Annotated in this window: 22 protein-coding genes; 21 read left to right on the top strand and 1 reads right to left on the bottom strand. The window is 49.3% G+C overall.

Annotation, left to right across the window (positions count from 1 at the left end):
- The 16 genes from EL268_RS16055 (at position 1) to EL268_RS15980 (ending at position 20,121) form a co-directional block, all read left to right on the top strand.
- On the top strand, positions 1-2,016 hold the full coding sequence (locus tag EL268_RS16055) for a S9 family peptidase (RefSeq protein WP_106655094.1): 2,016 nt from the start codon (positions 1-3) through the stop codon (positions 2,014-2,016).
- Positions 2,017-2,047: 31 nt separating this feature from the next.
- Positions 2,048-3,427 carry a M20/M25/M40 family metallo-hydrolase gene (locus EL268_RS16050; RefSeq protein WP_106655096.1) on the top strand — a complete coding sequence of 460 codons (1,380 nt, stop codon included), beginning with the start codon at positions 2,048-2,050 and terminating at the stop codon, positions 3,425-3,427.
- A gap of 174 nt (positions 3,428-3,601) precedes the next feature.
- Complete coding sequence (msrA, locus tag EL268_RS16045; RefSeq protein WP_106655098.1) at positions 3,602-4,573, top strand: peptide-methionine (S)-S-oxide reductase MsrA; 972 nt, start codon at positions 3,602-3,604, stop codon at positions 4,571-4,573.
- A 96-nt stretch (positions 4,574-4,669) separates the two neighbouring features.
- Complete coding sequence (locus EL268_RS16040) at positions 4,670-6,247, top strand: glutathione ABC transporter substrate-binding protein (protein WP_106655100.1); 1,578 nt, start codon at positions 4,670-4,672, stop codon at positions 6,245-6,247.
- A 96-nt stretch (positions 6,248-6,343) separates the two neighbouring features.
- Entirely contained in the window at positions 6,344-7,246 is a 903-nt protein-coding gene (locus tag EL268_RS16035; protein ID WP_106655102.1) for a M15 family metallopeptidase, read from the top strand.
- 81 nt (positions 7,247-7,327) lie between these two features.
- The gene (locus EL268_RS16030; RefSeq protein WP_164724483.1) at positions 7,328-7,975 is read left to right on the top strand and encodes a TetR/AcrR family transcriptional regulator; all 648 of its coding nucleotides are present in this window, start codon (positions 7,328-7,330) and stop codon (positions 7,973-7,975) included.
- A 241-nt stretch (positions 7,976-8,216) separates the two neighbouring features.
- Positions 8,217-8,732 (top strand): acetyl-CoA carboxylase biotin carboxyl carrier protein, encoded by a 516-nt coding sequence (accB, locus tag EL268_RS16025; RefSeq protein WP_106655106.1) that lies wholly within the window; start codon positions 8,217-8,219, stop codon positions 8,730-8,732.
- Between the two features lie 31 nt (positions 8,733-8,763).
- Positions 8,764-10,887 carry a methylmalonyl-CoA mutase family protein gene (locus EL268_RS16020; protein ID WP_106655108.1) on the top strand — a complete coding sequence of 708 codons (2,124 nt, stop codon included), beginning with the start codon at positions 8,764-8,766 and terminating at the stop codon, positions 10,885-10,887.
- On the top strand, positions 10,887-13,058 hold the full coding sequence (scpA, locus tag EL268_RS16015; protein WP_106655110.1) for a methylmalonyl-CoA mutase: 2,172 nt from the start codon (positions 10,887-10,889) through the stop codon (positions 13,056-13,058). The genes EL268_RS16020 and scpA overlap by 1 nt, the downstream gene beginning before the upstream one ends.
- The gene (gene meaB / locus EL268_RS16010; RefSeq protein WP_106655112.1) at positions 13,055-14,107 is read left to right on the top strand and encodes a methylmalonyl Co-A mutase-associated GTPase MeaB; all 1,053 of its coding nucleotides are present in this window, start codon (positions 13,055-13,057) and stop codon (positions 14,105-14,107) included. Before scpA ends, meaB begins: the two co-directional genes overlap by 4 nt.
- A 4-nt stretch (positions 14,108-14,111) precedes the next feature.
- A complete protein-coding gene (locus EL268_RS16005; RefSeq protein ID WP_106655114.1) occupies positions 14,112-15,677 on the top strand; it encodes an acyl-CoA carboxylase subunit beta in 1,566 nt (521 codons plus the stop codon).
- A gap of 20 nt (positions 15,678-15,697) precedes the next feature.
- Complete coding sequence (locus EL268_RS16000; protein ID WP_106655116.1) at positions 15,698-16,147, top strand: acetyl-CoA carboxylase biotin carboxyl carrier protein; 450 nt, start codon at positions 15,698-15,700, stop codon at positions 16,145-16,147.
- A 14-nt stretch (positions 16,148-16,161) separates the two neighbouring features.
- On the top strand, positions 16,162-17,508 hold the full coding sequence (gene accC / locus EL268_RS15995; protein WP_088907409.1) for an acetyl-CoA carboxylase biotin carboxylase subunit: 1,347 nt from the start codon (positions 16,162-16,164) through the stop codon (positions 17,506-17,508).
- A gap of 306 nt (positions 17,509-17,814) precedes the next feature.
- Entirely contained in the window at positions 17,815-18,726 is a 912-nt protein-coding gene (locus EL268_RS15990) for a helix-turn-helix domain-containing protein (RefSeq protein ID WP_164724482.1), read from the top strand.
- Between the two features lie 138 nt (positions 18,727-18,864).
- Entirely contained in the window at positions 18,865-19,272 is a 408-nt protein-coding gene (locus EL268_RS15985; RefSeq protein WP_106655120.1) for a nuclear transport factor 2 family protein, read from the top strand.
- Between the two features lie 69 nt (positions 19,273-19,341).
- On the top strand, positions 19,342-20,121 hold the full coding sequence (locus tag EL268_RS15980; RefSeq protein ID WP_106655122.1) for a TrmB family transcriptional regulator: 780 nt from the start codon (positions 19,342-19,344) through the stop codon (positions 20,119-20,121).
- Positions 20,122-20,330: 209 nt separating this feature from the next.
- On the opposite strand, the gene EL268_RS15975 is transcribed toward EL268_RS15980, so the two are convergent.
- Complete coding sequence (locus tag EL268_RS15975) at positions 20,331-21,146, bottom strand: alpha/beta fold hydrolase (RefSeq protein WP_106655123.1); 816 nt, start codon at positions 21,144-21,146, stop codon at positions 20,331-20,333.
- 113 nt (positions 21,147-21,259) lie between these two features.
- Here EL268_RS15975 and EL268_RS15970 point away from each other — a divergent pair, with 113 nt between their 5' ends.
- From EL268_RS15970 to EL268_RS15950, 5 genes are read left to right on the top strand one after another with little or no spacing between them, the layout of a single operon-like run.
- Positions 21,260-22,210, top strand: coding sequence for a helix-turn-helix transcriptional regulator (locus tag EL268_RS15970; RefSeq protein WP_106655124.1), 951 nt, complete (start codon positions 21,260-21,262; stop codon positions 22,208-22,210).
- Between the two features lie 10 nt (positions 22,211-22,220).
- The gene (locus tag EL268_RS15965) at positions 22,221-22,556 is read left to right on the top strand and encodes a hypothetical protein (protein WP_106655125.1); all 336 of its coding nucleotides are present in this window, start codon (positions 22,221-22,223) and stop codon (positions 22,554-22,556) included.
- 50 nt (positions 22,557-22,606) lie between these two features.
- Complete coding sequence (locus EL268_RS15960; protein WP_106655126.1) at positions 22,607-23,317, top strand: DUF4274 domain-containing protein; 711 nt, start codon at positions 22,607-22,609, stop codon at positions 23,315-23,317.
- A 5-nt stretch (positions 23,318-23,322) separates the two neighbouring features.
- On the top strand, positions 23,323-23,697 hold the full coding sequence (locus tag EL268_RS15955) for a hypothetical protein (protein ID WP_106655127.1): 375 nt from the start codon (positions 23,323-23,325) through the stop codon (positions 23,695-23,697).
- A gap of 22 nt (positions 23,698-23,719) precedes the next feature.
- Positions 23,720-24,916 carry an MFS transporter gene (locus EL268_RS15950; protein ID WP_106655128.1) on the top strand — a complete coding sequence of 399 codons (1,197 nt, stop codon included), beginning with the start codon at positions 23,720-23,722 and terminating at the stop codon, positions 24,914-24,916.
- Positions 24,917-24,920: the final 4 nt, after the last annotated feature.

Here is a 24,920-nt window from a genome sequence, read left to right as displayed (position 1 = left end):
ATGACGCAAGTCAAAAGAGGCATTACGGCAGAAGATTTGTATCAAATGCGGTATGCGAGCGATCCGCAGCTATCACCAGACGGAAAAACACTTGCCTATGTGGAAAATCAAATCGACGAGTCCCACGCATACCAAAATCACTTGTTTTTACGAAGATTAGATACGGATGATCCACAGCCCCTGACGTCTGGCTCCCGCGACACCTTCCCGCGCTGGTCTCCGGATGGTTCAAAGATTAGCTTTGTCTCGAATCGCTCTGGAAAACCACAGATTTGGCTGATTGATGCAAACGGAGGAGAAGCAAGGCAGCTCACACATTGCAAAAACGGCGTCAGCAACCCGACTTGGTCGCCTGACGGCCAATACATTGTCTTCTCGTCGATCCTGGATGCAGGTGAAACATTCGCAGACCTGGAGGGAACCGAGGAAAAAGTAAATGCCAAAGCCATTCAAGTCGGAAGAATGAAGTACAAATCCGATGATCTCGGGTTCATTTATGAGAAAAACAAGCAGCTGGCCATTGTCCATGTAGAAACAGGCGAGGTTACACCACTCAGCGATGGACCTTACAATCATACGATTGGCTCCTGGTCCCCGGATGGAAAGTGGCTCGCCGTTACGGCGAACCGAGCAGAAGATCCTGATTTTCAGCATAGCATCGACGTTTTTCTCATCCCTTCGGAAGGGGGAGAATGGAAAAAGCTGACGAACAGCAAGGGGACTTTTGCCTATCCAACCTGGTCACATGACGGCAAAAAGCTAGCGTATATCGGAAGTGAATTGGACACGCATTTGCACGCGGCGCAAAAGCGCATCTGGGTGTATGATTTTGAAAAGGACGACTATTCATGCATCACGGCTGATTGGGACGTACAGGTTGGCGATTCCACCATCGGAGACATGCGCTCGCCAGGTCACCCGAATCCTGGCGCTGTATGGACAGCAGACGGAAGAGGCATGTATTTCATCGCAAGTGAGCGAGGAAATTCTGGCATTTATCACGTAACGCTGGACGGACAAGTCACGAATGTTGTAGCGGGCAACCGGAATATTTACGGCTTTTCGCTGCATGAAAATGAACAAACAGTGGTTGCTGCCATCAGTGATCCGTTTACTCCGGGTGATTTGTATCAAGTAAGTCTGAAGGACGGAGAAGAAAAACGTCTAACAGCGCTGAATGAAGAGCTATTTGCGGGCATTGAGCTCCCTGTTCCGGAAGAAATTGAATTTGTTGCAAAGGATGGCTGGAAGCTTCACGGTTGGATGCTTAAGCCTGTCGGTTTTGAAGAAGGAAAAAAATATCCGATGGTTCTGCAAATTCATGGCGGGCCACATTCCATGTACGGAAATACGTTCTTCCACGAGTTCCAGCTACTCGCTGCAAAAGGCTACGCCGTACTGTATACGAATCCGAGAGGGAGCTTTGGCTACGGAGAGCGTTTTGTTCAGGCGTGCTGCGGTGACTATGGAGGGAACGACTACCGCGATTTGATGACGGCCGTGCAATATGCATGCGATCATTTTGATTTTGTCGATGAAGATCGCTTGGGTGTCGCAGGCGGCAGCTACGGTGGCTTCATGACAAACTGGATCGTCGGCAAAACAAATCGATTCAAAGCGGGTGTAACCGATCGGAGTATTTGCAACTGGGTAAGCTTCTACGGTGTCAGTGATATCGGTTATTACTTTACTGCCGAGGAGATTCAGGCAAACCCATTCACAAATCCGGAAAAAATGTGGCAGCATTCACCGATTCGCTTAGTGGAGAACATGGAGACGCCTCTGCTGATCATGCATGGAGAACATGACTACCGCTGCCCAATCGAACAGGCCGAGCAGCTTTATGTAACCTTGAAGCATCAAGGCAAGGCTCCGGTGTCGTTTATCCGCTTCCCGGGTGCCAGTCATGAGCTTTCCCGCAGTGGTGATCCTGAGCAACGCGTGTTGAGACTGCAATATACCACAGATTGGTTTGACAGTTATTTGGTTGCACACCAAAAAGAGAAAGTCGAATAAGCAGGTAAATGCCAGTAGGAGGTGCCCGATCGTGAACAAAGAACAAGTTTTAGGTATCGTGCAAGAAAATTTGCCGCATGCAATCGAGAAGCTGAAGCAATATTTGCGTTTTCCTACGGTATCCGCACAGCATAAGGCCATCCCAGAGACGGTTGAATACGTGGTCAAGATGATTCATGAAGTTGGCGGTGAGACAAAGGTACTCGACAATCTTGGCGGCAATCCCGTTGTGTATGCGTTTTTTGCAGCAGGCAGTGAAGGAGACGCCAGCAAAACGATCCTGTTTTACGATCATTACGATGTTCAACCACCTGAGCCGTTTCATGAGTGGACCACGGAGCCGTTTGACCCTACGATAATCGATGGAAAGCTGTATGCGCGTGGTGCTGCCGACAATAAAGGTGATCTCGTCGCACGTCTGACGGCGATTCACATTTTGCAGCAGCAAGCGGGCGGTTTGCCTTGCAACATCAAGTTCCTGATCGAAGGAGAAGAGGAGATCGGCAGTCCGAATCTGGAGCCATACCTTCGAGCGTACAAGGATCTTTTCCAGGCGGATGCCTGCATTTGGGAATTCGGTGGAAAGGACGAAAATGAGCGCATCAGCATGGTTGCCGGGATCAAAGGAATGGCGTACCTAGAGCTGACCTGCGTTGGAGCAGATATCGACATGCACTCCTCTGTCGGTGCGTATGTAGACAATGCCGCATGGCGCTTGGTACAGGCATTGGCGACGATGAAAAATCAGCAAAACGAGATTTTGGTCGAAGGCTTCTTCGATGGGATCGAGGAGCCGACAGCGGATGAAAAGAAAGTCGTTTCCGAATTGCCGTTCAGTGAAGAGGCGACAGCAGCGCTATACGGTTTGAAACGCCCATTGATTACCGCGGCAAACAACGTGGACCCACGAGAAGCCATGGTTTTTCACCCGACCATGACCATTTGCGGTCTGGATAGCGGCTATACAGGAGAGGGCGCGAAGACGGTACTGCCGAAAAGCGCGAAGGCCAAGGTGGATTGCCGCCTTGTCCCAGGGCAAGATCCACAGCACATCATGAATTGCATCGAGAATCATTTGGAGAAGCATGGTTTTACGGATATTACCGTCACCATGATCAACGGACAAAAAGCGTACCGCTCCGATTTTCACCATCCATTTGTTGCTCACGTACTGGATTCGGCTCGCTTCATTTACGATCATGAACCAGTGCTTTCTCCAAACGCGGCAGGCACGGGCCCGATGTATATTTTCGGTGAGCAGCTGAAGCTTCCTGTTGTCAGTACAGGGGTAGGCTGGGTTGGCTGCAAAGTACATGCGCCGAACGAATCCATCCGTTTGAAAGACTTCGAGGAAGGAATTGCGCATATGGTTGTCATGCTCTCTGGATTTGCCAAAGCGCTGCAAGAGTAGCAACATACGAGTGAAGGAGCATGCAATCCGATAGCGAAAAGGGGACCTTTCGTGTAAAAAGGTCTCCTTTTCTATTTGAACCCCCCTCGCAGCACTTCCAGAGTGGACTTTGCTTTTGCAAACCATGTACAATCGTAAATGAAAGTGTACATACATTTACAGGAGGCGAAATGCGTGAACAGCGATACACATCCATTCGAAATCGCAACCTTTGCAGGCGGATGCTTCTGGTGCATGGTCAGTCCGTTTGACAAGATGCCAGGCATTCAAAAAGTCGTCTCCGGCTATACAGGCGGTCATGTCGAAAACCCAACCTATGAACAGGTATGCTCTGATACGACGGGACACTATGAAGCGGTCCAAATCACATATGATCCGTCCCTCATCTCCTACGACGAATTGCTGCAAATGTTTTGGAGACAAATCGACCCGACAGACGCTGGTGGTCAATTTGGTGATCGAGGTCAATCGTATGCGCCAGTGATCTTCTATCATAATGAAGAACAAGAAAGGCTTGCGCAAAAATCCAAGCAAGAGCTGGATGCGAGCGGTCGTTTCCAAAAGCCCATTGCAACGCTGATTTTACCAGCCAAGCCGTTCTATCCGGCGGAGGAGTATCATCAGGACTACTATAAGAAAAATCCGGTCCGCTACCAATACTACCGCGCGGCATCAGGCAGAGCGAAATTCACCAAGGAAGCATGGCGCGACCGTACGAAGCAAGAAGAATTGAAAAAAATCTTGACCCCGCTCCAGTACGAGGTGACGCAAAATAACGGGACAGAACGTCCATTTACGAACGAATTCTGGGATCACAAGGAAGAGGGCATCTACGTAGACATTGTCTCCAACGAGCCTTTGTTCAGTTCCTTGGACAAGTTCGATTCCGGCTGCGGGTGGCCATCCTTTACAAAGCCACTGCAAGAGGAAAACGTAACCGAGCATGTGGATTTGACACATAATATGATTCGTACAGAGGTTCGCAGCAAAGAAGCAGATTCTCATCTCGGCCACGTTTTCGAGGACGGTCCTGGAGAAAATGGATTGCGCTACTGCATCAATTCAGCCGCATTGCGCTTCATTCCGAAGGATCGTTTGGAAGAAGAAGGCTTCGGGGAATATAAGCGATTGTTTGAAAAAGAATAGAGTGTGGACCGCTACTCTCCGGGAAACATGGGAGAAGGGCGGTCTTTTTGCTAAACATACAACGAGGGAAACATAAGAGCATGCAGGGAGGGTCCAATGTACACGCAGACATCCTTTCACAGATTAATTGGACTGTTACTCGCAGCAATCATGACCATAGCAGGCTGTTCTTTCGGTCAGGAGCCGTCTCACAACAACCAAATCGTACCGACACCCCAAAACGCTGCCAAGGGTGGAACGTTAATCATTGCACGTATGTCGGATGCCGCAAATCTCGATCCCCACTTCATTTTGACGATCAATGAGGCGAGTGTCATCCAAGGAAAAGTGTATGAAGGGCTCGTCAAACGAGATCGGAACATGAACATTCAGCCACAGCTGGCAACGGCATGGGAACAAATCGACGATCTTACTTGGGAGTTTACTCTCCGACAAGGTGTTGTTTTTCACGATGGAGCCCCCTTTGATGCACAGGCAGTCAAGAAAACATTTGATCGCGTATTAGATCCAGCGGTGGCTTCTCCTCGGGCAGCCATGTTCGAAAAAGTAAAGCAGGTAAGGGTCATCGATCCGTACAGGGTGCAATTCATTCTTCATAAGCCATTTGCGCCTTTGCTTTCGATTTTGGCCAGTCACGAGGGGAGCATCATCAGCCCCACTGCGATCGATAAATACGGACGGGAATTATCGCATCACCCGGTTGGTACCGGCCCTTATCAGTTCCAATCATGGGAGCCTGGCAATCATATCACGTTGAGCAAAAACCAGTCCTATTGGGGCGAGGCTGCTACGCTTGATCAAGTCGTCTTCAAGGTTGTTCCGGATGATACGGCTCGTATTGCGATGGTTGAGAATGGTGAAGCACATGTCGCGGAATCTATCCCTGTCATGGAGCTGGATCGGATTCAAGCATCCAACCAGATGCGTGTGTACCGCAGTGATGCGCTCGGCACGGAGTTTATCGGGTTTAATGTATCACGTCCACCTCTGAATGATATCCGTGTGAGGAAAGCCATCAGTATGGCAATCGAGACGGGAGCGATTATTAAAGGGGTCTATAACAATGTGGGAACGAAGGCGAACTCACCGATGGGACCACATGTGTTCGGCTACAGTCCGACTGTAAAAAGCTACCTGTACGACATCAACCAAGCACGTCGGTTGCTCGCAGAGGCGGGCTATCCAGATGGTTTTCCGATTCACATGATTACCTACAACAGACAGGATCGCATCTTGGTTGCCCAAGTGATACGATCGCAACTAAAAGGGATCGGCATCGACGCGGAGCTAAAAGTCGTCAGCTACGATGAGTTTGTCCGAACGATTGAGCAAACGAAGGATCATGAGATTTTTGTCAGTGGGTGGGCAAATGCAACCGGGGATGCCGACTACAATCAGTACAATTTGTTTCATACATCGGGTGGCGGGGCTGGCAACAGCTTTCAATACAGCAATCCCGAGCTGGATCTTCTCATCGAAGCTGGTCGTATCGAAACAGATCCGGCCAAAAGACTTGCCATCTACGCAAAAGCACAACAAGTGGAGCTGCAAGATGCCTTGGTTGTTCCGATTCGCAATCTAGAGAACTTGGCTGTGATTAGCAACCATATTCAGGGCTTCTCCATCAGTCCGGCGGGTTACCTGAATATCGATCAGGTCGTAATTTCTCAGTAAATCATGTAACGAAACGCTGGTCAATTATGTCATAATAAATACGTACTTTTATTACTTACATAATTGGATCAGCTCCAAAACGAAAGGAACGTTACAATGAGAAGTTTTCGACAACGAATTTTGCATCCACTTGTACTCGTAACGGCAATAACATTTGTGTTGTCTGGATGTAACAGTACGGCTGCTCCACAAGAACCACAGACACCATCATCCATGGAGACGCCAACTCCTCCGAAGAAGGAAGAAGCGAAGCCAAAAGAGGAGACCACCCCTCCACCGACTGAAACACCAAAGCAAGAACAACCAGAGCAACCCCAGAAAGCGAAGCCAACGGAAACGAAGCCGGCAGAAAAGCCGCCAGCGGATCAGCCACCTGAGCTGTCGTTCCCGGACATCGAGGTCGTAGGTGAGCCTGAGAGTATTGCTGTATTGGTGAACAAACAACGCAAGCTTCCGGAGAATTATCAGCCGAACGATTTAGTGTTTCCAAACGTTCCTTACTTGCTCCCGGAAAAGAGCGAGAAACGCAAAATGCGCAAAGAAGCAGCTGGTGCCCTTGAACAATTATTTGCTGCGGCCCAGGCTGACGGTGTTCAGCTGGCTGGTGTTTCTGCCTATCGCTCCCACGCCTACCAAAAGGCACTGTTTAATCGCTATGTAAAAAAAGACGGAGTAGAAAAGGCACGGACGTACAGCGCGGTTCCGGGGACGAGTGAGCATGAGACGGGACTCGCGATTGACGTCTCTGGTAAGGATGGCAAATGCGCAGCAACAAGCTGCTTTGCCGGAACCAAGGAAGCGAAGTGGCTGGATGAAAACGTCGAGAAGTTTGGATTTATCATTCGTTACCCAGATGGAAAAGACGCGATTACTGGCTATATTTATGAGCCGTGGCATTTGCGTTATGTAGGGGTCGAGATCGCGCAAGAAATCGGAGAAAAAGGAATTACGCTCGAAGAATATTCAGGTGCCGTGCCTGTTTCCACACCAACGAATTAAAAGAAGCAACGCCGATCTCTTACCGAAGAGAATCGGCGTTTTTGCTAGGCAGTTATGCTATAATGTTCACGGGTGAAGATAATGGTCGAAAAATCAATCAGAGAACGTATTATTGAAACATCCATGCGCTTGTTTGAAGCAAATGGCTACCACAAAGTGACTGTGGATCAAATTGTGAAAGAAAGCGGAACGTCAAAGGGAGGATTTTATCACAACTTCAAATCAAAGGATGAACTCCTCTACATCATTCATGATCAATTCATTACGTATGTGTTGGAGAAAGCAGAGGAAGCTTACGAGAAGTGGGATACCCCGACGGAGCGACTCCAAGCCATCGTAAAATCCTTCGTCATGATGATTGATCTGTACCGCTCGCAGGTTACGATCTTTTATCAGGAAAGCTTGTTTTTAGCTCCGGAGTACTATACGGATATTGAAACGAAGCGGGATCGCTATAAAAAAATCATGTTTACCGTCATTTCGGACGGGATCGAATCGGGTGAGTTCCGCCCGGAGCTGCCTGTGCCGATTGTGTCCATGGCTATTTTTGGCATGGTGAACTGGATTTACAAATGGTATCAAAAGTCAGGAACGTACTCGATCGAGCAAATCGCGGATATTTATGCAGATATGGTTCTTCATTCCGTTTTGAAATCAGAATCGATGGAAAACCCGGCATTTCAACGTTTTTTCCTGCAATCACAAGAAAATCTCTTCAAACCATTGTAGGGGTGCTAACAAGGATCATGCGGCTACACTCAAGCTTTTCGATAGGAGACAGGGGCATAGTCGCTTGATGGTCCCTTATCAAATACCTCAATCAGACCAACTAGTTGGTCTGTACTAGTATTCTGACATTTGTTATAATATCGAAAAGACCAACTGGTCGGTCTCGCACAATCCTCACAGACCAACTAGTCGGTTCGTGCGATTGTGCCAGTCAGATTCGGGAAATAGGGGAGGAATAGTCGTGCTTACCATTTACGAATTGCGAGAACTTGTGAAGCTATTGGAGCAGACGGACATAGAATCTTTTGAGGTAAACGATGAAGATTCGTCATTGCGTATCAAACGAAGAAACGGGGATCAAGTCACAGCCGTACATCAGACCCCTGTACAAACCAAAAGCGCGCCAATCGTAACGGCGGCACCCGTTGTCCCTTTGGCTAAAAAAGAAACGATTGAGCGTCCGGTCGCAACGGTGCCTGTGGAAGCGCCTAAGAAATCGCCGGAAGTGACAGAAAACTTGTACAAAATCACTTCTCCCATGGTCGGTACCTTCTATGCAGCACCTGCCGTTGACGCAGCACCGTACGTATCCGTAAATGATCGGGTAGAGCCAACTACCATTGTCTGTATTGTCGAAGCGATGAAGCTGTTTAACGAGATTGAAGCAGAAGTAAAAGGGGAGATTGTCCAAGTATTGGTGGAGAACGGTCAGTTGGTCGAGCATGGACAGCCGTTGTTCCTGGTGAAGCAAGCGTAATGGAGCAGCTTTTAAGGGGAGGACTGGAAGAGTGAGCAAACATACATGGTTCAAGGAATTCTCCGTTCCCACGTACGAGCAATGGCGGGAAGCGGCAGAAAAATCGCTGAAGGGTGCATCTTTTGATGCCAAGCTACTGACGCATTCGTACGAGGGAATTGTTCGCCAGCCTATCTATCGGTACGAAGATGTCAAAACATTGCCGCATCTGGAAGCGCTACCAGGAGAGGCGCCTTTTCATAGAGGGAATCAGCAGCTTGGCGAGCAAAAGGAACACAAATGGCATGTCTGTCAGGAAATCATCGCAAGGAGTGCCAAGGCATACAATCAGGCAGCCGTAGACGATTTAGCGCGCGGGCAAACGATGCTGCATCTGCTGTTGGATCAAGCGACATTGGCTGGACTTGACCCTGACGAAGCATTGCCAGATACGATTGGTCACAAAGGCGTATCCGTTTTTTGCCGGGAGGATGTAGAGCAGGCATTTCAAGGGGTAAGGGTTTCAGAGGTCCCTCTTTACGTGAACACGGGAGCGCTTGGCTTGCCCATACTTTCGCTCATCCTCGCACATGTTGAAGCGACAGGCCAACAAGTCTCCGAGCTGCGCGGATGCATCGGGCAAGACCCTGTAGCGGTTCTGCTCACAGAGGGCAAGCTCCCTTGTTCCTTGCAGACAGCCTATAACGCCATGGCAAGCGTGACGAAATGGGCAACAGAACATGCGCCTGCGCTGAAAACCATCTTGGTTCAGGGCAATCCTTATCAGGACGGCGGCGGAAATGCAGTAACCGAACTGGCTTTTTCACTGGCCACAGGGGTCGACTATTTGCAAGTGATGCTTGAGCGGGGGCTGTCCATAGAGGATATCGCATCACGGATGCAGTTCTCGTATTCGATCGGTTCAGACGTCTTCATGGAAATCGCGAAGCTGCGTGCTGCAAGAATGCTCTGGTCTAACATCGTCGCGGCCTACGGCGGATCAACGGAAGCCCAAAAGATGACGATTCACGCCAGAACTTCGGCCTGGACGAAGACGATGTACGATCCGTATGTCAATATTCTGCGTTCCACGACAGAAGCGTTCTCAGCCGTTATTGGCGGAGCAGACAGTCTGCATGTTTCCGCATTTGACGAAGCAATCCGCCCTGCTAATGAGTTTTCAAGAAGAATCGCCAGAAATACGCAAATCATTTTGCAAGAAGAAGCGCATTTGGCAAAAGTGATCGACCCTGCGGGAGGTTCTTGGTACGTAGAATGGCTCACAGATGCATTGGCGAAAAAAGCTTGGGAGCTATTCCAGCAGGTAGATGCACACGGAGGCATGCTGCGCGCATTAGCGGCAGGCTTCCCACAAGGCTTGATCGCCCAGATCGCGGATCAAAAAGCAGCGAGTATCGATACACGTAAAAAGCGTTTGGTTGGAACCAACATGTATGCCAATACGGCTGAGCAGCCACTGCAGGCCGAAAGTCTTCCGAGCATTCACGAAGAGCGAGCAGAGGAAGCACGATCCCATCGGATGAAACAGAGCGCGACTCTCCTCTCCACAGAGCTCGATGAGCTGGCGAAACATACCGATGAGCTCGTGGCACGTGCAATAAAAGCAGTGCTTCATGGGGCGACTGCGGGCGATATTGCCAAAGCCATGAGACGTGAAGATCAGGTAGGGAAGATCATTCAGCCACTTCGTATTCACCGGGCTTCCGAACGCTTTGAAGCCTTGCGGATGCAGGCAGATGATTACTTGAAAACAACAGGAAAAAGACCAACCGTATTCTTGGCGACGATGGGACCCGTGGCAAAGCATAAGGCCCGCACGGATTTTGCGTCAGAGTTTTTTGCGGTGGGAGGCTTTGAAGCAGTTCGCCAGCAAACATTCTCTACACCTGAAGAGGCGGCAGAAGCTGCAATTGCTTCCGGAGCGATGATCACGGTCATTTGTTCGGACGATGCGAGCTACCCTGAGCTGGTACCACCGTTGGCTCAAGCAATCAAGCAACATGTACCTCAGATGACAATTCTGTTGGCTGGCTTGCCAGACGCGGAACATTTGGCTACTTATAAGACGGCAGGTGTAGATGATTGCATCCACATGCGTTCCAATTGCTACGAGATGCTGCGAGAACTTCAGGAGCGGATAGGAGTGAGCTCATAATGAAGCGACCTGATTTTTCAAAAATGGCTTATCAGTCCAAAAGAGATGTGTCTGACTTGTTTCCTCAGCTGGGAGCAAACCCTGAAGGAAAGGAGCAAATGTGGCAGACGCTGGAGCAGATCCCCGTAAAACCTCTTTACACAATGGAAGATGTAGAGGGAATGGATCACCTCGGCTACATGCCTGGTTTGCCGCCTTATACGCGTGGACCGTATCCGACGATGTACGTGACCCAGCCATGGACGGTTCGCCAATATGCCGGATTTTCTACGGCGGAGGAGAGCAACGCTTTTTACCGACGGAATTTGGCTGCAGGCCAAAAAGGGCTGTCGATTGCCTTCGACCTCGCGACGCATCGCGGCTATGACTCCGATCATCCGCGGGTTGTCGGTGATGTCGGAAAAGCAGGCGTGGCAGTTGATTCCATTCTCGATATGAAAATCTTGTTCGATGGCATCCCCCTCGATAAAATGTCCGTCTCCATGACGATGAACGGAGCGGTTTTGCCGATTATGGCTTTCTATATCGTGGCAGCAGAAGAGCAAGGGGTATCACAAGCGGAGCTAACTGGAACGATCCAAAATGATATTTTGAAGGAATACATGGTTCGGAATACTTACATTTATCCGCCAGAAGCGTCGATGAAGATCATTTCCGATATTTTTGCCTACACCTCCAAGCATATGCCCAAATTCAACAGCATCAGTATTTCAGGCTACCACCTGCAGGAAGCGGGTGCGACCGCGGATATTGAATTGGCCTACACATTGGCAGATGGTTTGGAATACGTTCGCACGGGCCTTGCAGCAGGCATCGACATCGATGCATTCGCGCCACGGCTGTCATTTTTCTGGGCGATTGGCATGAACTACTTCATGGAAGTGGCGAAAATGCGTGCAGGACGCTTGATTTGGGCCAATCTGATCAAGCAGTTTAACCCGAAAAACGAAAAGTCGATGGCACTGCGGACGCACTCGCAAACGTCTGGATGGAGTTTGACGGAGCAGGACCCGTATAACAACGTGGTGCGGACGTGCATCGAAGCCATGGCCGCGGCTCTGGGGCATACCCAATCTCTGCATACGAACGCACTGGATGAAGCGATTGCGCTGCCGACAGACTTTTCGGCTCGGATCGCGCGAAATACGCAGTTGTTTTTGCAGGACGAAACCGAGATAACCAAGGTCGTCGATCCGTGGGCAGGCTCCTATTACGTCGAGTCCTTGACGGCGCAGCTCGTGGAAAAAGCGTGGGCGCACATCGAAGAGATCGAAGCACTTGGCGGTATGGCAAAAGCAATTGAGACGGGATTGCCGAAAATGAAGATCGAGGAAGCGGCAGCACGCCGTCAGGCACATATCGATTCGGCGAAGGAAGCCATAATTGGCGTGAACAAATACCGTCTGGACAAGGAAGATCCACTGGAAATTCTCGAAGTTGATAACACAGCGGTCCGGGAAGCGCAAATCAGGCGTTTGCAGGAGCTGCGCAATAACCGGGATGAGGCGAGAGTGCAAGCAACACTTCAGGCCATTACGGAATGCGCGAAAACGGGCGAAGGCAATCTGTTGGAGCTGGCCATTGAAGCGGCGCGAGCAAGAGCTTCTTTGGGGGAAATATCGGATGCCTATGAAAAAGTCGTGGGGAGACACAAGGCGGTCATTCGCTCCATCAGCGGCGTCTACAGTTCCGAATACGCAGATGCCGATGAGGTAGCGGCAGTGCGCAAGATGGCAGACGAATTCGAGCAGTGGGAAGGCAGACGTCCCCGTATTATGATCGCGAAAATGGGTCAAGACGGACATGACAGGGGCGCGAAAGTGATTGCTACCGCTTTTGCCGATTTGGGCTTTGATGTCGACATCGGTCCGTTGTTCCAGACACCTGAAGAAACAGCAAAACAAGCAATAGAAAATGACGTGCACGTGATCGGCTTCAGCTCGCTAGCGGCCGGACATAAAACATTGCTGCCGCAACTGGTGGAAGAGCTCAAGAAGCTGGGGCGCGAGGATATTGTCGTCGTCGTAGGTGGTGTTATACCGGCGCAGGATTACGCCTTTTTGCGAGAGCATGGTGCCGCAGCTATCTTTGGGCCAGGAACAGTCATTCCTGTAGCAGCCCAGCACGTTCTGCAAGAGATCGTGTATCGCCTGGAGGCTGCTGGACAATGACCGGGGGCAAGGCTGACAAGAATTTCTTGAATGTTACCTCCAAGGCACGCCTCCCACGCTTATCGGTGGATCAATACGTCACAGGCGTACGAGAGAATAACCGAACGGTTTTGGCGCAGGCAATCACGCTGGTCGAGAGCAACGCTCCCGCTCATATGGATATGGCTCAAGAGGTGATCAAACAGCTGCTTCCTCATACTGGTCAATCCATACGCATAGGGATATCCGGTGTGCCAGGTGCGGGCAAGAGCACGTTCATTGAAGCATTTGGCAGTATGCTTTGCGAAAAAGGCCATCGTGTCGCTGTTTTGGCCGTTGATCCGAGCAGTACGGTTACACGTGGGAGCATTCTCGGTGACAAGACGCGGATGGAGCTCTTGTCACGCAATCCACATGCCTTTATCCGACCTTCTGCAACGGGTGGCACGCTGGGCGGTGTCAATCGGAAGACGCGGGAAACGATGCTGATCTGCGAGGCAGCAGGCTATGACGTGATTTTGGTCGAGACGGTCGGGGTCGGACAGAGCGAGACGACGGTCAGGTCCATGGTCGATTTCTTTTTACTGCTGATGCTGACAGGGGCGGGCGATGAACTGCAAGGAATCAAAAAAGGCATCATGGAAATTGCGGATGCGCTTCTGATCAACAAAGCCGATGGGGAAAACCGCACGCGTGCCTTGATCGCCAAAGGTGAATACAATCGCGTTCTGCATTACTTGCAGCCGGCAACCACTGGCTGGGAGACGAAGGCATACATGTGTTCTTCGCTAACAGGGGAAGGCATTGAAGATATTTGGGAGGTCATCGGTCAATTTCGTGAAAGCACCATCCAATCAGGCAGCTTCGAGGCAAGACGCAAAGCGCAGCTGCTCGATTGGATGCACAGTATGGCTCAGGACTACTTGCGCGCGACTTTTTTTGGCAACCAGCAAGTAGCCGAGCTGCTTCCTTCGATTGAAGGAGCCGTTGCGAGTGGCGAGATTTCACCGACGAGCGCCGTACAGCAATTAGTGGCGATCTATGAGAATGCGATCATGAAAAAGGAATAGAGAGATGGTGGCCCTTATGAGCAGCAATATGTACGAAAAAATTGATGAATTGATGGAACACAAATATAAAATCCAGCTTGGCGGCGGTGATGCACGCATCGATGCGCAGCATAACCGCGGCAAGTTGACTGCACGCGAGCGGATCGAGCTTCTGCTTGACCCTGACACCTTTATGGAGCTGAACCCGTTTGTTGAGCATCGTGCCACGCATTTTGGTCTCGATCAGATGGAGGCACCGGGCGAAGGCGTCGTGACAGGCTACGGAAAAATCAACGGTCGCTCTGTTTATTTGTTCGCCCAGGATTTCACGGTATTTGGCGGTGCTCTGGGTGAGATGCACGCAATGAAAATCGCCAAGGTGATGGACTTGGCAGCGAAAAACGGCGCTCCCTTTATCGGTCTAAACGACTCTGGCGGCGCACGCATTCAAGAAGGGGTAAGCTCGCTGGATGGCTACGGCACGATTTTTTACCGCAATGCCATTTATTCCGGAGTGATTCCACAAATCTCTGTCATCCTCGGTCCGTGTGCGGGAGGAGCGGTATACTCTCCAGCGATTACGGATTTTGTGTTCATGGTAGAGAAGACGAGCCAGATGTTCATCACAGGTCCAAAAGTGATCGAAACCGTTACAGGTGAAAAAATATCTGCGGAGGATCTAGGCGGAGCGAAGGTTCATTCGACGGTGAGCGGCAATGCCCATTTTACGGCAGAAACCGAACAGGAAGTATTGGAAGGAGTGCGCAGGCTGCTCAGCTTCCTGCCACAAAACAATCGCGATCGCGCTCCAGTGATGAAAGCAGAAGAGAACAATGGTTGGCAAGAAGATCTCCTGGAGCTCGTACCTGCTGAGAGCACGAAAGTATATGATGTGCGCAAGGTCATCGGAAAAATCGTGGATCACGGTGATTTCATGGAAGTACAGCCGAACTTTGCCCGCAATATCGTTATTGGTTTGGCGCGTATCGATGGACACAGCGTCGGTATTATCGCCAACCAGCCGAAGGTCATGGCAGGCGGACTGGACATTCATTCTTCGGATAAGCTGGCACGGTTCATCCGTTTTTGCGACTGCTTCAACATTCCGCTCTTGACCTTTGAAGATGTCTCTGGCTTTTTCCCGGGAATCAATCAGGAGCACGGCGGGATTATCCGTCACGGGGCGAAAATCTTGTATGCATACTCAGAAGCAACGGTTCCCAAAATTACCGTGATTCTGCGTAAAGCTTACGGAGGCGCTTATGTGGCGCTCAACTCCAAGTCCATTGGAGCTGATATCGTGTATGCCTGGCCGAATGCAGAAATCGCCGTCATGGGTCCCGAGGGTGCTGCCAACATCATTTTTGCAAAGGAAATCGAACAAAGTGAGGACCCGGCTGCGACTCGTGCAGAGAAAATTGCCCTCTACCGAGAAAAGTTCGCCAATCCATATGTCGCGGCAAGTCTCGGCATGGTAGATGACGTCATCGACCCGCGCGAAACCCGCCAAAAGGTGGCGCAAGCCTTGGAAATGCTCAGAAACAAACAGGAAGATCGTCCGTACAAAAAGCACGGGAATATCCCACTTTAGAAAGGAGCTCTGATCGTGCCATGAAGCTGCATGAACTGCGTGAATTCATCAAGCTGGTGAATCAGTCTTCCATTGAGGAGCTGGAATGGGAGAAGGGCAAGACCCGAATCGTGATCAAGAAAAGCGCACCAGCCCAAGTCGTGGCTATGAATGCGCCTGTACAGGTGGGCGAAGTGGAGCATGGCTATCAGGAGGCAGCGGCCACTGCTGAGCCCGTCGATGTCGTTGCTGAGGTACCTGAGGAAGTAACACAGCAAGTCATGTCTCCGGGAGTAGGACTGTTCTATGCGGAAGTGACAGTTGGGCAGACTGTTCAAGCAGGCGAAAAAGTTGGACGCTGCACGGCTGATGCTCTTCAGCTATCTGCCGACATAACGACCCCCGTTAGCGGCATTATCACGGAAATTCTCGTCGGGGATGGTCAGTTTGTCGATTACGGAAAAGCATTGCTCGTTGTCAAAACTCAGTAGGAAGGAGTACGCCTATGTTTACGAAAGTATTGATTGCCAATCGGGGCGAAATCGCTGTCCGCATTATTCGCGCTTGTCAGGAATTAGGGATACGTACAGTCGCTGTCTTTTCTGAGGCGGATCGGGAAGCATTGCACGTCGAATTGGCGGATGAAGCGTATTGCATCGGTCCTACGGCGTCCAAGGACAGCTATTTGAACATGGCACGGATTATGACGGTCGCTCTTCATACGAAGGCCGACGCAATCCATCCGGGCTATGGCTTCTTGGCGGAAAACGCTTCGTTTGCCCAGCTTTGCCAAGATTGTTCGATTACCTTTATTGGTCCTGATCCAGAAGCGATCACAAAAATGGGTGACAAAGCCGTAGCAAAAGCAACGATGAGTCAAGCGAATGTTCCATTAGTTCCGGGCACCGACGGCTTGATTGAAGACATCGATGAGGCATTGCAGGTGGCGGAGAAAATCGGCTATCCTGTCATCGTAAAAGCAACGGCTGGAGGCGGCGGCAGAGGCATGCGTGTCGCTTTTGACGCCGATGAGTTGTCCAAGGCCATTCGGCAAGCCCAGAAAGAAGCGGAGACGGCATTCGGCAACGCCGGCGTGTACTTGGAAAAATACGTGGAAGAGCCGCGGCATGTGGAGATTCAAATCATGGGCGACAAGCATGGCAACGCTGTGTACTTGGGAGAGCGGGATTGCTCCATCCAGCGTCGTCATCAAAAGCTGGTAGAGGAAGCGCCATCTCCGGCGCTGGACCAAGCGCTGCGCGAGCAAATGGGGCAGGCTGCGGTGGCGGCAGCCAAAGCGGTTTCGTACCACGGAGCAGGTACCGTTGAATTTTTGCTAGACAAGCACGGCCAATTTTACTTCATGGAAATGAACACGCGGATTCAGGTAGAGCATCCCGTGACAGAGATGATTACAGGTATCGACTTGATTAAGGAACAAATATCTGTCGCAGCAGGTAATCCGTTATCCTTTTCACAAGAAGACGTGAAAATCAACGGATGGGCAATCGAGTGCCGAATCAATGCGGAGAATCCTGCGAAAAACTTTATGCCATCACCAGGCAAGGTCATCAATTACTTGCCGCCTGGCGGGTACGGTGTTAGAGTGGACAGTGCGGTTTATCCCGGCTATGAAATCTCTCCCTTCTATGACTCGATGGTCGCCAAGCTGATCGTTTGGGGAACAGATCGCAACGAAGCATTGGCTCGTATGAAGCGGGCGCTAGGTGAGTTTGTCATCGAGGGCGTGCATACGACGGTTCCCTTCCATGAGAAGCTGCTGGAGCATCCGGACTTTGTTGCGGGGAATTTCGCTACGAATTTTCTGGAAAAAAATACGCTGGATTTGTAACAGAATTTTCCAATATCAATGAGCATGAAAGAACTGTAACAGAAACCTCTCTCTGTTATAGTTCTTTTTCAATTTACCCGATGGAGGGAAAGGTGTTTTTACCCTTGGAAATAGGCTGCAAACAAGTCTTCTGCGACCAGCGCTGGTTCCTCCCACTCCAAAAAGTGTCCGCCACATTCAACTGGTATACGAAAAGAGTCGCTGGTGCGTCTCTTTTTGCCATAAATGCGGCAACATGACGAATCGGTATATGCTATACTGCGGCTACTATTGGAAATGAGTGACAGGAGTAAGGAGGTGAGTTTCATGAAGAAAAAGATGGCAGATTTCAGCGCCAGTGATTACCAGCCTTTATTGTCCAGCGATTATCTGGGGTGTTCGGGTATGAAGGTATCACAGTGGGATCGGATTCCGCCCGCACGAATGTACGATGCCTCGCAGCTATCGAAGCATGTGATTGTCATCCATGGGACAGCAGAACCGTTGCTGCTGCAATTTTTTGACGGCAGGTACCCACGCGAGAAGAAAGTAACGACTGGGGATGTACAGATTTTTCCTGCTGGCGAAAAATGGTCGTGTCAATGGACGCGTCCACTCTCCTTTGTCAAACTGGAGCTCGATCCTCTTTTTTTGGATCAGGTGGCGGAGGAATCCGGTTTTGGGCATGCTGACAAAAAGAAACTGGATCTGCGCTTCCTCATTCGCGACGATAAACTCGTCGTACTCATCCAGTGGATGCTGGAAGAAGTTCAAAATGGCGGGCAAAGCGGAAAACTTTACAACCATTCACTCGCTAATATGGCAGCCGTTCATTTACTTCGCCACTATACCGGATACACGCACAGCCGTGTGGACACCTTTGCCACGAACAAACATGTCACAACCATGATTGCCTACATGCAGGCGAATTTGGAGGCGGGTATTTCCCTCGCCGACCTTTCGATGGTGAGCAATATCAGCTTGTCTCAATTGGTTCGCTTGTTTAAAAAGCATACAGGAGTGACGCCGCATCAATATTTAATTCAACTGCGGATTGAACGTGCTAAGCAGTTGATTCGCTGCGGAAATTTGAGTGGAAAGGAAATTGCCGTGCAAGCAGGATTCTCCGATCAGGCTCACTTTACGAAGCTGTTTAAAAGAATGACGGGCATGTCGCCGTTGAAATATGCGTCCCACAGTAGAAAGGATGGGACCATGCTTGACCCGAAACACCAATAGCCGAGTACAAGGCTACTGGTGTTTTTTGGTGAGCATTTTTGACCAAAACATGCGTATTTTGTTCAATATTTTCACGTGGAATCGGTTTTATACTGAGAATGCCAAATCACAAAAGATACAAGAAGGAGTGAAGCAGTCTTGAAAGGACAAGAGGTTGTTCAGCTTTTTTTTGAAAGAGAAGCAAGGCAGGATGTTCGGGGAATGGGAATGCTCATGGCAAACCATATCGTCTATGAAATGCCGTATAGTCTTCAAGCAGATCGGGTGGAGGGGAAAGAAAAACTCATTCAATTACTAGACCAGTTTATTGGAAAGGAAAATGGTCTGTACTCGTTCTGGGAAATCTCCAACATTCGAATCTATGAGGTAAATGAAAGCAGTCACGAGCTGTATTTCGTTGAAATGGACGGGAAGGCAACCGTAAAAGAGAGTGGATTGGAATATTCCCAATCCTATGTGAGTATGTTACGAGTTTTCAAGGGGGAGATAGTCTTGTGGAGGGAATATTTCAATCCGATTGAGTTGCAGAAGGTGCTGGATTCATAGGACTGTTGACTTTCTCACGGGACAATAGCAGTATTCATATATACTACTAAACAAAAAGGAGGTAACAACTTGATTGATGAGCTCCGAAAAATCGGATTGTCAGACCTAGAAGCCAGATGTTATTTGGTGCTTCACGAGGAACCCAAAATATCTGGATATGAAGTGGCCAAGAAAGTTTCCGTCTCTCGGACAAACGTATATGCTGCACTTCGAGCATTAACGGAAAAGGGCATGTGCCGCACAATCGAATCGGAGCCTGTTCTTTATGATGCAGTACCGATCGAGCAGCTGATTCGTTTGTTACAATCGGAATTTGATCAAACAACCCGTGTCCTTCAAGAGCAGTTGAAATCCACTCCCCGAACGTCTCCTTCCTTTTATAATTGGCAAGGTGACAAAGCGATTGAAACAGCCATCAAACGTATCATCTCAAATGCAAACAAAAGCATAGTTGTCGATATTTGGTCTGAAGATGTTCATTGGGTAGAGGAGCCACTGATAGAAGCGGAAAAACAAGGGGTTGCTGTCACGCTAATATCCATTGGCGAATGCCATGCAAAGCTAAAAAATGTTGTCGTACATAAAAGAAGCGCGGAATGGAATCAAGTGCAATCCAGGAAGTTCTCTATACTTTGCGATGCACATTCAGCGTTGCTGGGCAGCTTTGGGCGTGGGATCAAGCCAACTGTACTGGAGACGGACCACCCATCTCTCATTGAATTGCTGCAAAATGCGTTCTACCATGACATAATCATGGGTCAGATCGAGAAGGATTTCAGCCCCATGCTGGAAGAGAAATATGGGAGTGACTATGTACGCATTATCACACCTTACAGGGAATACTTATAACGAGTATTTCCTCTTTTTTCAACAAAACAGTGGCTTCAAGTACGAAGACGACTCTCGTAATCAACCAAAAGAGAATTGAACACGTAAAGCTAATAATATTCATTTACAGCCAATCCTTAGAGGGTTGGCTGTTTGTTATGGAGGAGCCTTAAAAAGGGAGGTAGAGACTTTCCGATGTCTCTTCCCCCCTTTTATGCGTGCATCGTCTATTATTTCAACTCGTCGAGAAAGCTTCTTACAGCCCGATAGTATCCGTCAGGGTCCGTAGAATGGATATCATGCCCGCACTCAGCAAAACTTGCAAGCTTTGTGTTTGGCCTATGCGTCACCATGCGATCGGCTTGATTTTCATCCAATACAAAGCTTTTTTGGCCATGAATCAGCAAGATCGGGCAAGAAGACGCTAGCCAATCGCTCCACCATTCCCCGTCAATGTGTCGTTGAGAAATAGGCATGCCTTTTAAATCAGAACGGAATCCCCAGCCTTGTTCATCCTCAAACACGCTTTCCGAAAAATAATCGACCGCCCGAACGCCGACTTCTTCGAGTGATTTTCTTAGATCGTGTAAAGAAGGGGAGCGATGTGGGAGTTTTTCTGCAAAGGATAAGTCGGCCTTAATTTCTACTCCGATATCTTCCACAATGACCGCGTTCACAAGCTCCGGATAATGAGCAGCAAATTGATAAGCGTTGACGCCTCCTAAAGAATGCCCAACGATCGTAACAGGAGCTCCGTCCAAAACGGTCTGAACAAAGGCGAGAATGTCGTTGAGGTAGCCTTCACGTGAATAATCCGTATCTGGGGCATGCTCACTCCAGCCGTGACCGCGTTGATCCAATCCAATCACGCGCCAATCTGTGAATCTGGAAGCAAACTCTGAAAATGTTCGTGCATCATTCATATGACCATGCAGCAGGAGCAAAACTCTTTGACTGTCCCCGCCAAAATCGAGGTAAGATAGTTTTACGTTACCTGATTGGAAATATTTTCTCGTTACCATACCGTTTTCTTGTGGCTGAAGCATACACAATTCCTCCTTATTTATCATCAGCATCATGTCCAACTCGACTTCTCCTTCACCATAACAGATAATAGTGACAGGAATTGTCATAATAAAAACATGTGGAGAGTTATGTCATGCCGAAATCAAAACGACTGCTGGAAATGATGATGACTGTCAACCGGAAGCGCAAGTTTACTGTGAGTGAGCTTGCTGCCGAATTTGGCGTATCAGGGCGAACGATTCTAAGGGACTTACAAGAGCTGAGTGAGTTAGGGGTACCTTTGTACTCGGAGGTGGGACCGCATGGTGGATATCATGTTTTGAAGGAAAGGATTTTGCCGCCGATTGCATTCTCAGAGGAGGAGGCGGTCGCAATCTTTTTCGCGATCCATGCTCTTCGACACCATACCTCTCTGCCGTTTGAGACAGAATCCTCTTCGGCCCTGAACAAATTTTATCAATTTATGCCGCCGGACATTCGTGATCGCATTGATCAAATGAAACGCCGCGTTGATTTCGTGACACCGAAGCGGCAAGCCAGCTCTCCGCATTTATCCACTCTGCTGGATGCCGCCATCCAACAAAAAGTGCTCAGCATCACTTATGAATCGCGCGGACAACAATCCACACGGGACATACAGCCGATTGGAATTTATACAAAAAACGGTCTATGGTACAGCCCGGCTTATTGTTTTCCGCAGAAACATATTCGCGTGTTTCGTTGTGACCGTATCCTCTCTGCCGAACAATCGGTATCGGCATCGAAGCCGTTGGATCTTCGAGACATTCACTTGGAAAATAGACAGGTCAAAACCGTCGAGGATCAGGACACCGTCCACTTATTTGCAGAGCTGACCACTGAGGGTGTGCAGGCTTGTGAGGCTGAACTTTGGCTTGCATCCATGCTGAATGTTCGGCAGGATGGAAGTGGTTGGTTGGAAGGAAATGTAGCGAGAAGTGACATCTTGTTTTTTTCAAAGTTTTTGATTGGGTTGGGGAAAGAAGTGACGGTCCAGCATTCACCCGAAATTTTGAATGGCATAAAAACGTATTTGGCAGAACTGATAAACATTTACTCTCAATGAGGAGGCAGCTATGGCATTACCCAAAAAAGGCATACGGGGTATAACGGTAGGAGAGCAGCGATATCGGTGGGTCATTAGCCCAGCAGCGAAGGGTCTGCTTGCTTTGACGATTCAGCACAATGAAGGAATGGGGCAACTGATTCGCGTGTATGTCAAATCAGATGTGAATGATTTTTGGGCGGAGTTTCCACTTGTGCAGCATTTGGATATGAGAGTGATAAAGCCAGCTGACGTCGCGGCTATCATTGAAGAGGCGCTCAAGCTGGGGTGGCAGCCTGACAAAAAGGGGGCGCCTTTGAGCTTTGACTTCATCGGTAGTACGCTTGTCAAAAAAGGGGATACATAGCAATACCGGAACGGGAGTTGTCTAGATAGAAGAACAGGAGAGGAAGCCGGATGGATTGGGCAACCGTCAGCAAGACAAAGGATCTTGAGCTCGTGCGAGCAGCAGTGGATCAATTGGATATCAACGAACGAGATCAACGCGGACGAACACCGCTGATGCTTTTTATCACAAACCGAATGCCGGTGGAAGCGATTCAGATGCTATTGGATAAAGGCACAGAGCTGGAGGCGGAAGACAAACTTGGTGATACAGCATTGAAAAAAGCCGTCAAATTCAAGCAAGTCGAAGCCGTAAAACGATTGCTGCAACAGGGAGCTGAGCTTGATTCTAAGCATGGCATTTTGGCGACTGCTTGGAATGCGGCCAGGATGGATAAAGCTATAGCAGACCTGCTGCTCGAAACGAAAGGCGCCGTACGTCTAACACTGTCTACTGAGGAAGAGGAAACGGTGGACGACATTTTATATGAGGAATCTGAGGGCAAGCGGTGCAAGAAAATCAGTCAGCTTGATTCATCTGTTCTCCTTCATGCTGTGGTGAATGGCTACAACTGGGATGACGGACCTGAGGCGATGATTGCGGCTTTTGAGAATCCTGCCTGTGCAACGATCACTCTTTTGGATATGTATGAGTTGATGGATGCCGACTATTGGTTGGAGATGGACGAGGAAGAAACTACGGAATCGGAGGAGCGAAAACGTTGGAGAATGCTCGCCATCCAATTGAAAGAGAAGCTAGCAGATGAATGGGATAGGGGTTGATCATCATGTGTCGATATGGGATGTATGGTCCGTACAAACAAATATACGCCTGTTTCCCTTGCCGAAAAGTTTTCAAGCAAACCTCCAAGTATGAGCTGACGGAGGAAGAGTGGAACAAGATCGAGCATAGCTGTCCGCAATGTGGTGAGGGAATGAAGGATATGGGGCATGATTTCAAGGCTCCGAAGCAAACGGATGTGAAACAGTGGAAAAAGGTTGAAATCCTCTATCAGCATGGGTTTACCTATCATTCCTGTGGCTGTGGTGGTCCAGGCTACCGACCAGCCCAATTAAATGAAGGGAACGAATTTTTCGAAAAGAACAAGCGGTTCAAAACAGAGGGAGAGAAATTGCTGAATAGACTCACAGTAAGAATGTAAAAACGAGCAGGGGGCGGGGATCGTGGCAACATTCTTTTTGATCATGATTTACTTGTCGTTTATCAGCTTGGGCCTTCCTGATTCGTTACTGGGGGCAGCTTGGCCGGTCATGCAAGCAGAATATGGTGCGGCATTCGGTGTAGCGGGTGTGATCACCATTGTGATTTCATCTGGTACGATCGTGTCAAGCTTGGCAAGCGGAGCTTTATTAAAACGGCTCGGTACTGGACAGATTACGCTGATTAGTTGCTTGATGACAGCGGCAGCCTTGCTCGGCTTTTATTTTTCCCCTTCCATTATATGGTTGATGGTATTGGCATTGCCGCTTGGACTCGGTGCTGGCTCTGTTGATGCTGCACTGAATCATTATGTCGCCACGCATTACCAAGCACATCATATGAGCTGGCTGCATTGCTTCTGGGGTGTGGGTGCTACGCTTGGCCCCATTATTATGTCTGGTTTTATTCGTGATCATGGTTTATGGCGGAATGGATACTTGACCGTTTCGCTTATACAATTTGGGTTAGTCATTCTGCTAGCGTTTACACTTCCTTTGTGGAAACGGATGGAGAACATGCAGAGCCATGCTGTCAAAGAGTCACAGGGTCAGCCGTTTGGTGGGCAGAGCGAACAACCGTTACGGACAAAAGGCGTCAAGCTGACTTTGCTGAGCTTTCTCTTCTATTGTGGGGCTGAAGCATCGGTGGGATTATGGGGGAGCAGCTTTTTGGTAAATGTGAAAGAGCTACCCGTGGCTGTGGCGGCGGTGTGGGTAGCCATGTATTATGGTGGCATTACTGTTGGGCGATTTATCACGGGCTTTGTTACCTTCAAAGTGAGCAACCGCGTCCTGATTCGCAGTGGACTTCTTGTATCATTCGCTGGGGCAGCGCTGTTGATGTTGCCATTACCAACCTTCTGTTCGCTAATCGGTTTACTGTTGCTCGGGCTAGGCTTCGCTCCGATTTATCCCTGTATGCTGCATGATACCCCCGAACGCTTTGGGAAAGAGCAAACGCAAAAGCTGATGGGCTATCAGATGGCGGTTGCGTACACGGGTGCCACACTTCTGCCTCCGTTGCTAGGGTGGCTTGCTGCACAGACGACCGTTTCAATTTTACCGTTTTTTACAGCCTTCTACATTGCGTTCATACTCTATGGTTCTGAGAGAGTCAATCGGATCATGAAGCAACGGGCTGCTCAGTCAGAAACGATCTAGCATA

Origin of the sequence: Brevibacillus brevis, assembly GCF_900637055.1 — a bacterium.
Classification (GTDB): Bacteria; Bacillota; Bacilli; order Brevibacillales; family Brevibacillaceae; genus Brevibacillus; species Brevibacillus brevis.
Note: the sequence above shows the minus strand (reverse complement) of the source record. Positions and strands in the feature narration are given on the sequence as shown.

Excerpts from the sequence above, each read along its gene's own strand:
- EL268_RS15970 (WP_106655124.1), top strand. The coding sequence starts at position 21,260 with ATGCCGAAATCAAAACGACTGCTGGAAATGATGATGACTGTCAACCGG.
- EL268_RS15975 (WP_106655123.1), bottom strand. The coding sequence starts at position 21,146 with ATGCTTCAGCCACAAGAAAACGGTATGGTAACGAGAAAATATTTCCAA.
- EL268_RS15955 (WP_106655127.1), top strand. The coding sequence starts at position 23,323 with ATGTGTCGATATGGGATGTATGGTCCGTACAAACAAATATACGCCTGT.
- accC (WP_088907409.1), top strand. The coding sequence starts at position 16,162 with ATGTTTACGAAAGTATTGATTGCCAATCGGGGCGAAATCGCTGTCCGC.
- EL268_RS15960 (WP_106655126.1), top strand. The coding sequence starts at position 22,607 with ATGGATTGGGCAACCGTCAGCAAGACAAAGGATCTTGAGCTCGTGCGA.
- EL268_RS16005 (WP_106655114.1), top strand. The coding sequence starts at position 14,112 with ATGGTGGCCCTTATGAGCAGCAATATGTACGAAAAAATTGATGAATTG.
- meaB (WP_106655112.1), top strand. The coding sequence starts at position 13,055 with ATGACCGGGGGCAAGGCTGACAAGAATTTCTTGAATGTTACCTCCAAG.
- EL268_RS16040 (WP_106655100.1), top strand. The coding sequence starts at position 4,670 with ATGTACACGCAGACATCCTTTCACAGATTAATTGGACTGTTACTCGCA.
- EL268_RS15965 (WP_106655125.1), top strand. The coding sequence starts at position 22,221 with ATGGCATTACCCAAAAAAGGCATACGGGGTATAACGGTAGGAGAGCAG.
- EL268_RS16035 (WP_106655102.1), top strand. The coding sequence starts at position 6,344 with ATGAGAAGTTTTCGACAACGAATTTTGCATCCACTTGTACTCGTAACG.
- EL268_RS16030 (WP_164724483.1), top strand. The coding sequence starts at position 7,328 with ATGGTCGAAAAATCAATCAGAGAACGTATTATTGAAACATCCATGCGC.
- EL268_RS16000 (WP_106655116.1), top strand. The coding sequence starts at position 15,698 with ATGAAGCTGCATGAACTGCGTGAATTCATCAAGCTGGTGAATCAGTCT.
- scpA (WP_106655110.1), top strand. The coding sequence starts at position 10,887 with ATGAAGCGACCTGATTTTTCAAAAATGGCTTATCAGTCCAAAAGAGAT.
- EL268_RS16055 (WP_106655094.1), top strand. The coding sequence starts at position 1 with ATGACGCAAGTCAAAAGAGGCATTACGGCAGAAGATTTGTATCAAATG.
- EL268_RS15990 (WP_164724482.1), top strand. The coding sequence starts at position 17,815 with ATGAAGAAAAAGATGGCAGATTTCAGCGCCAGTGATTACCAGCCTTTA.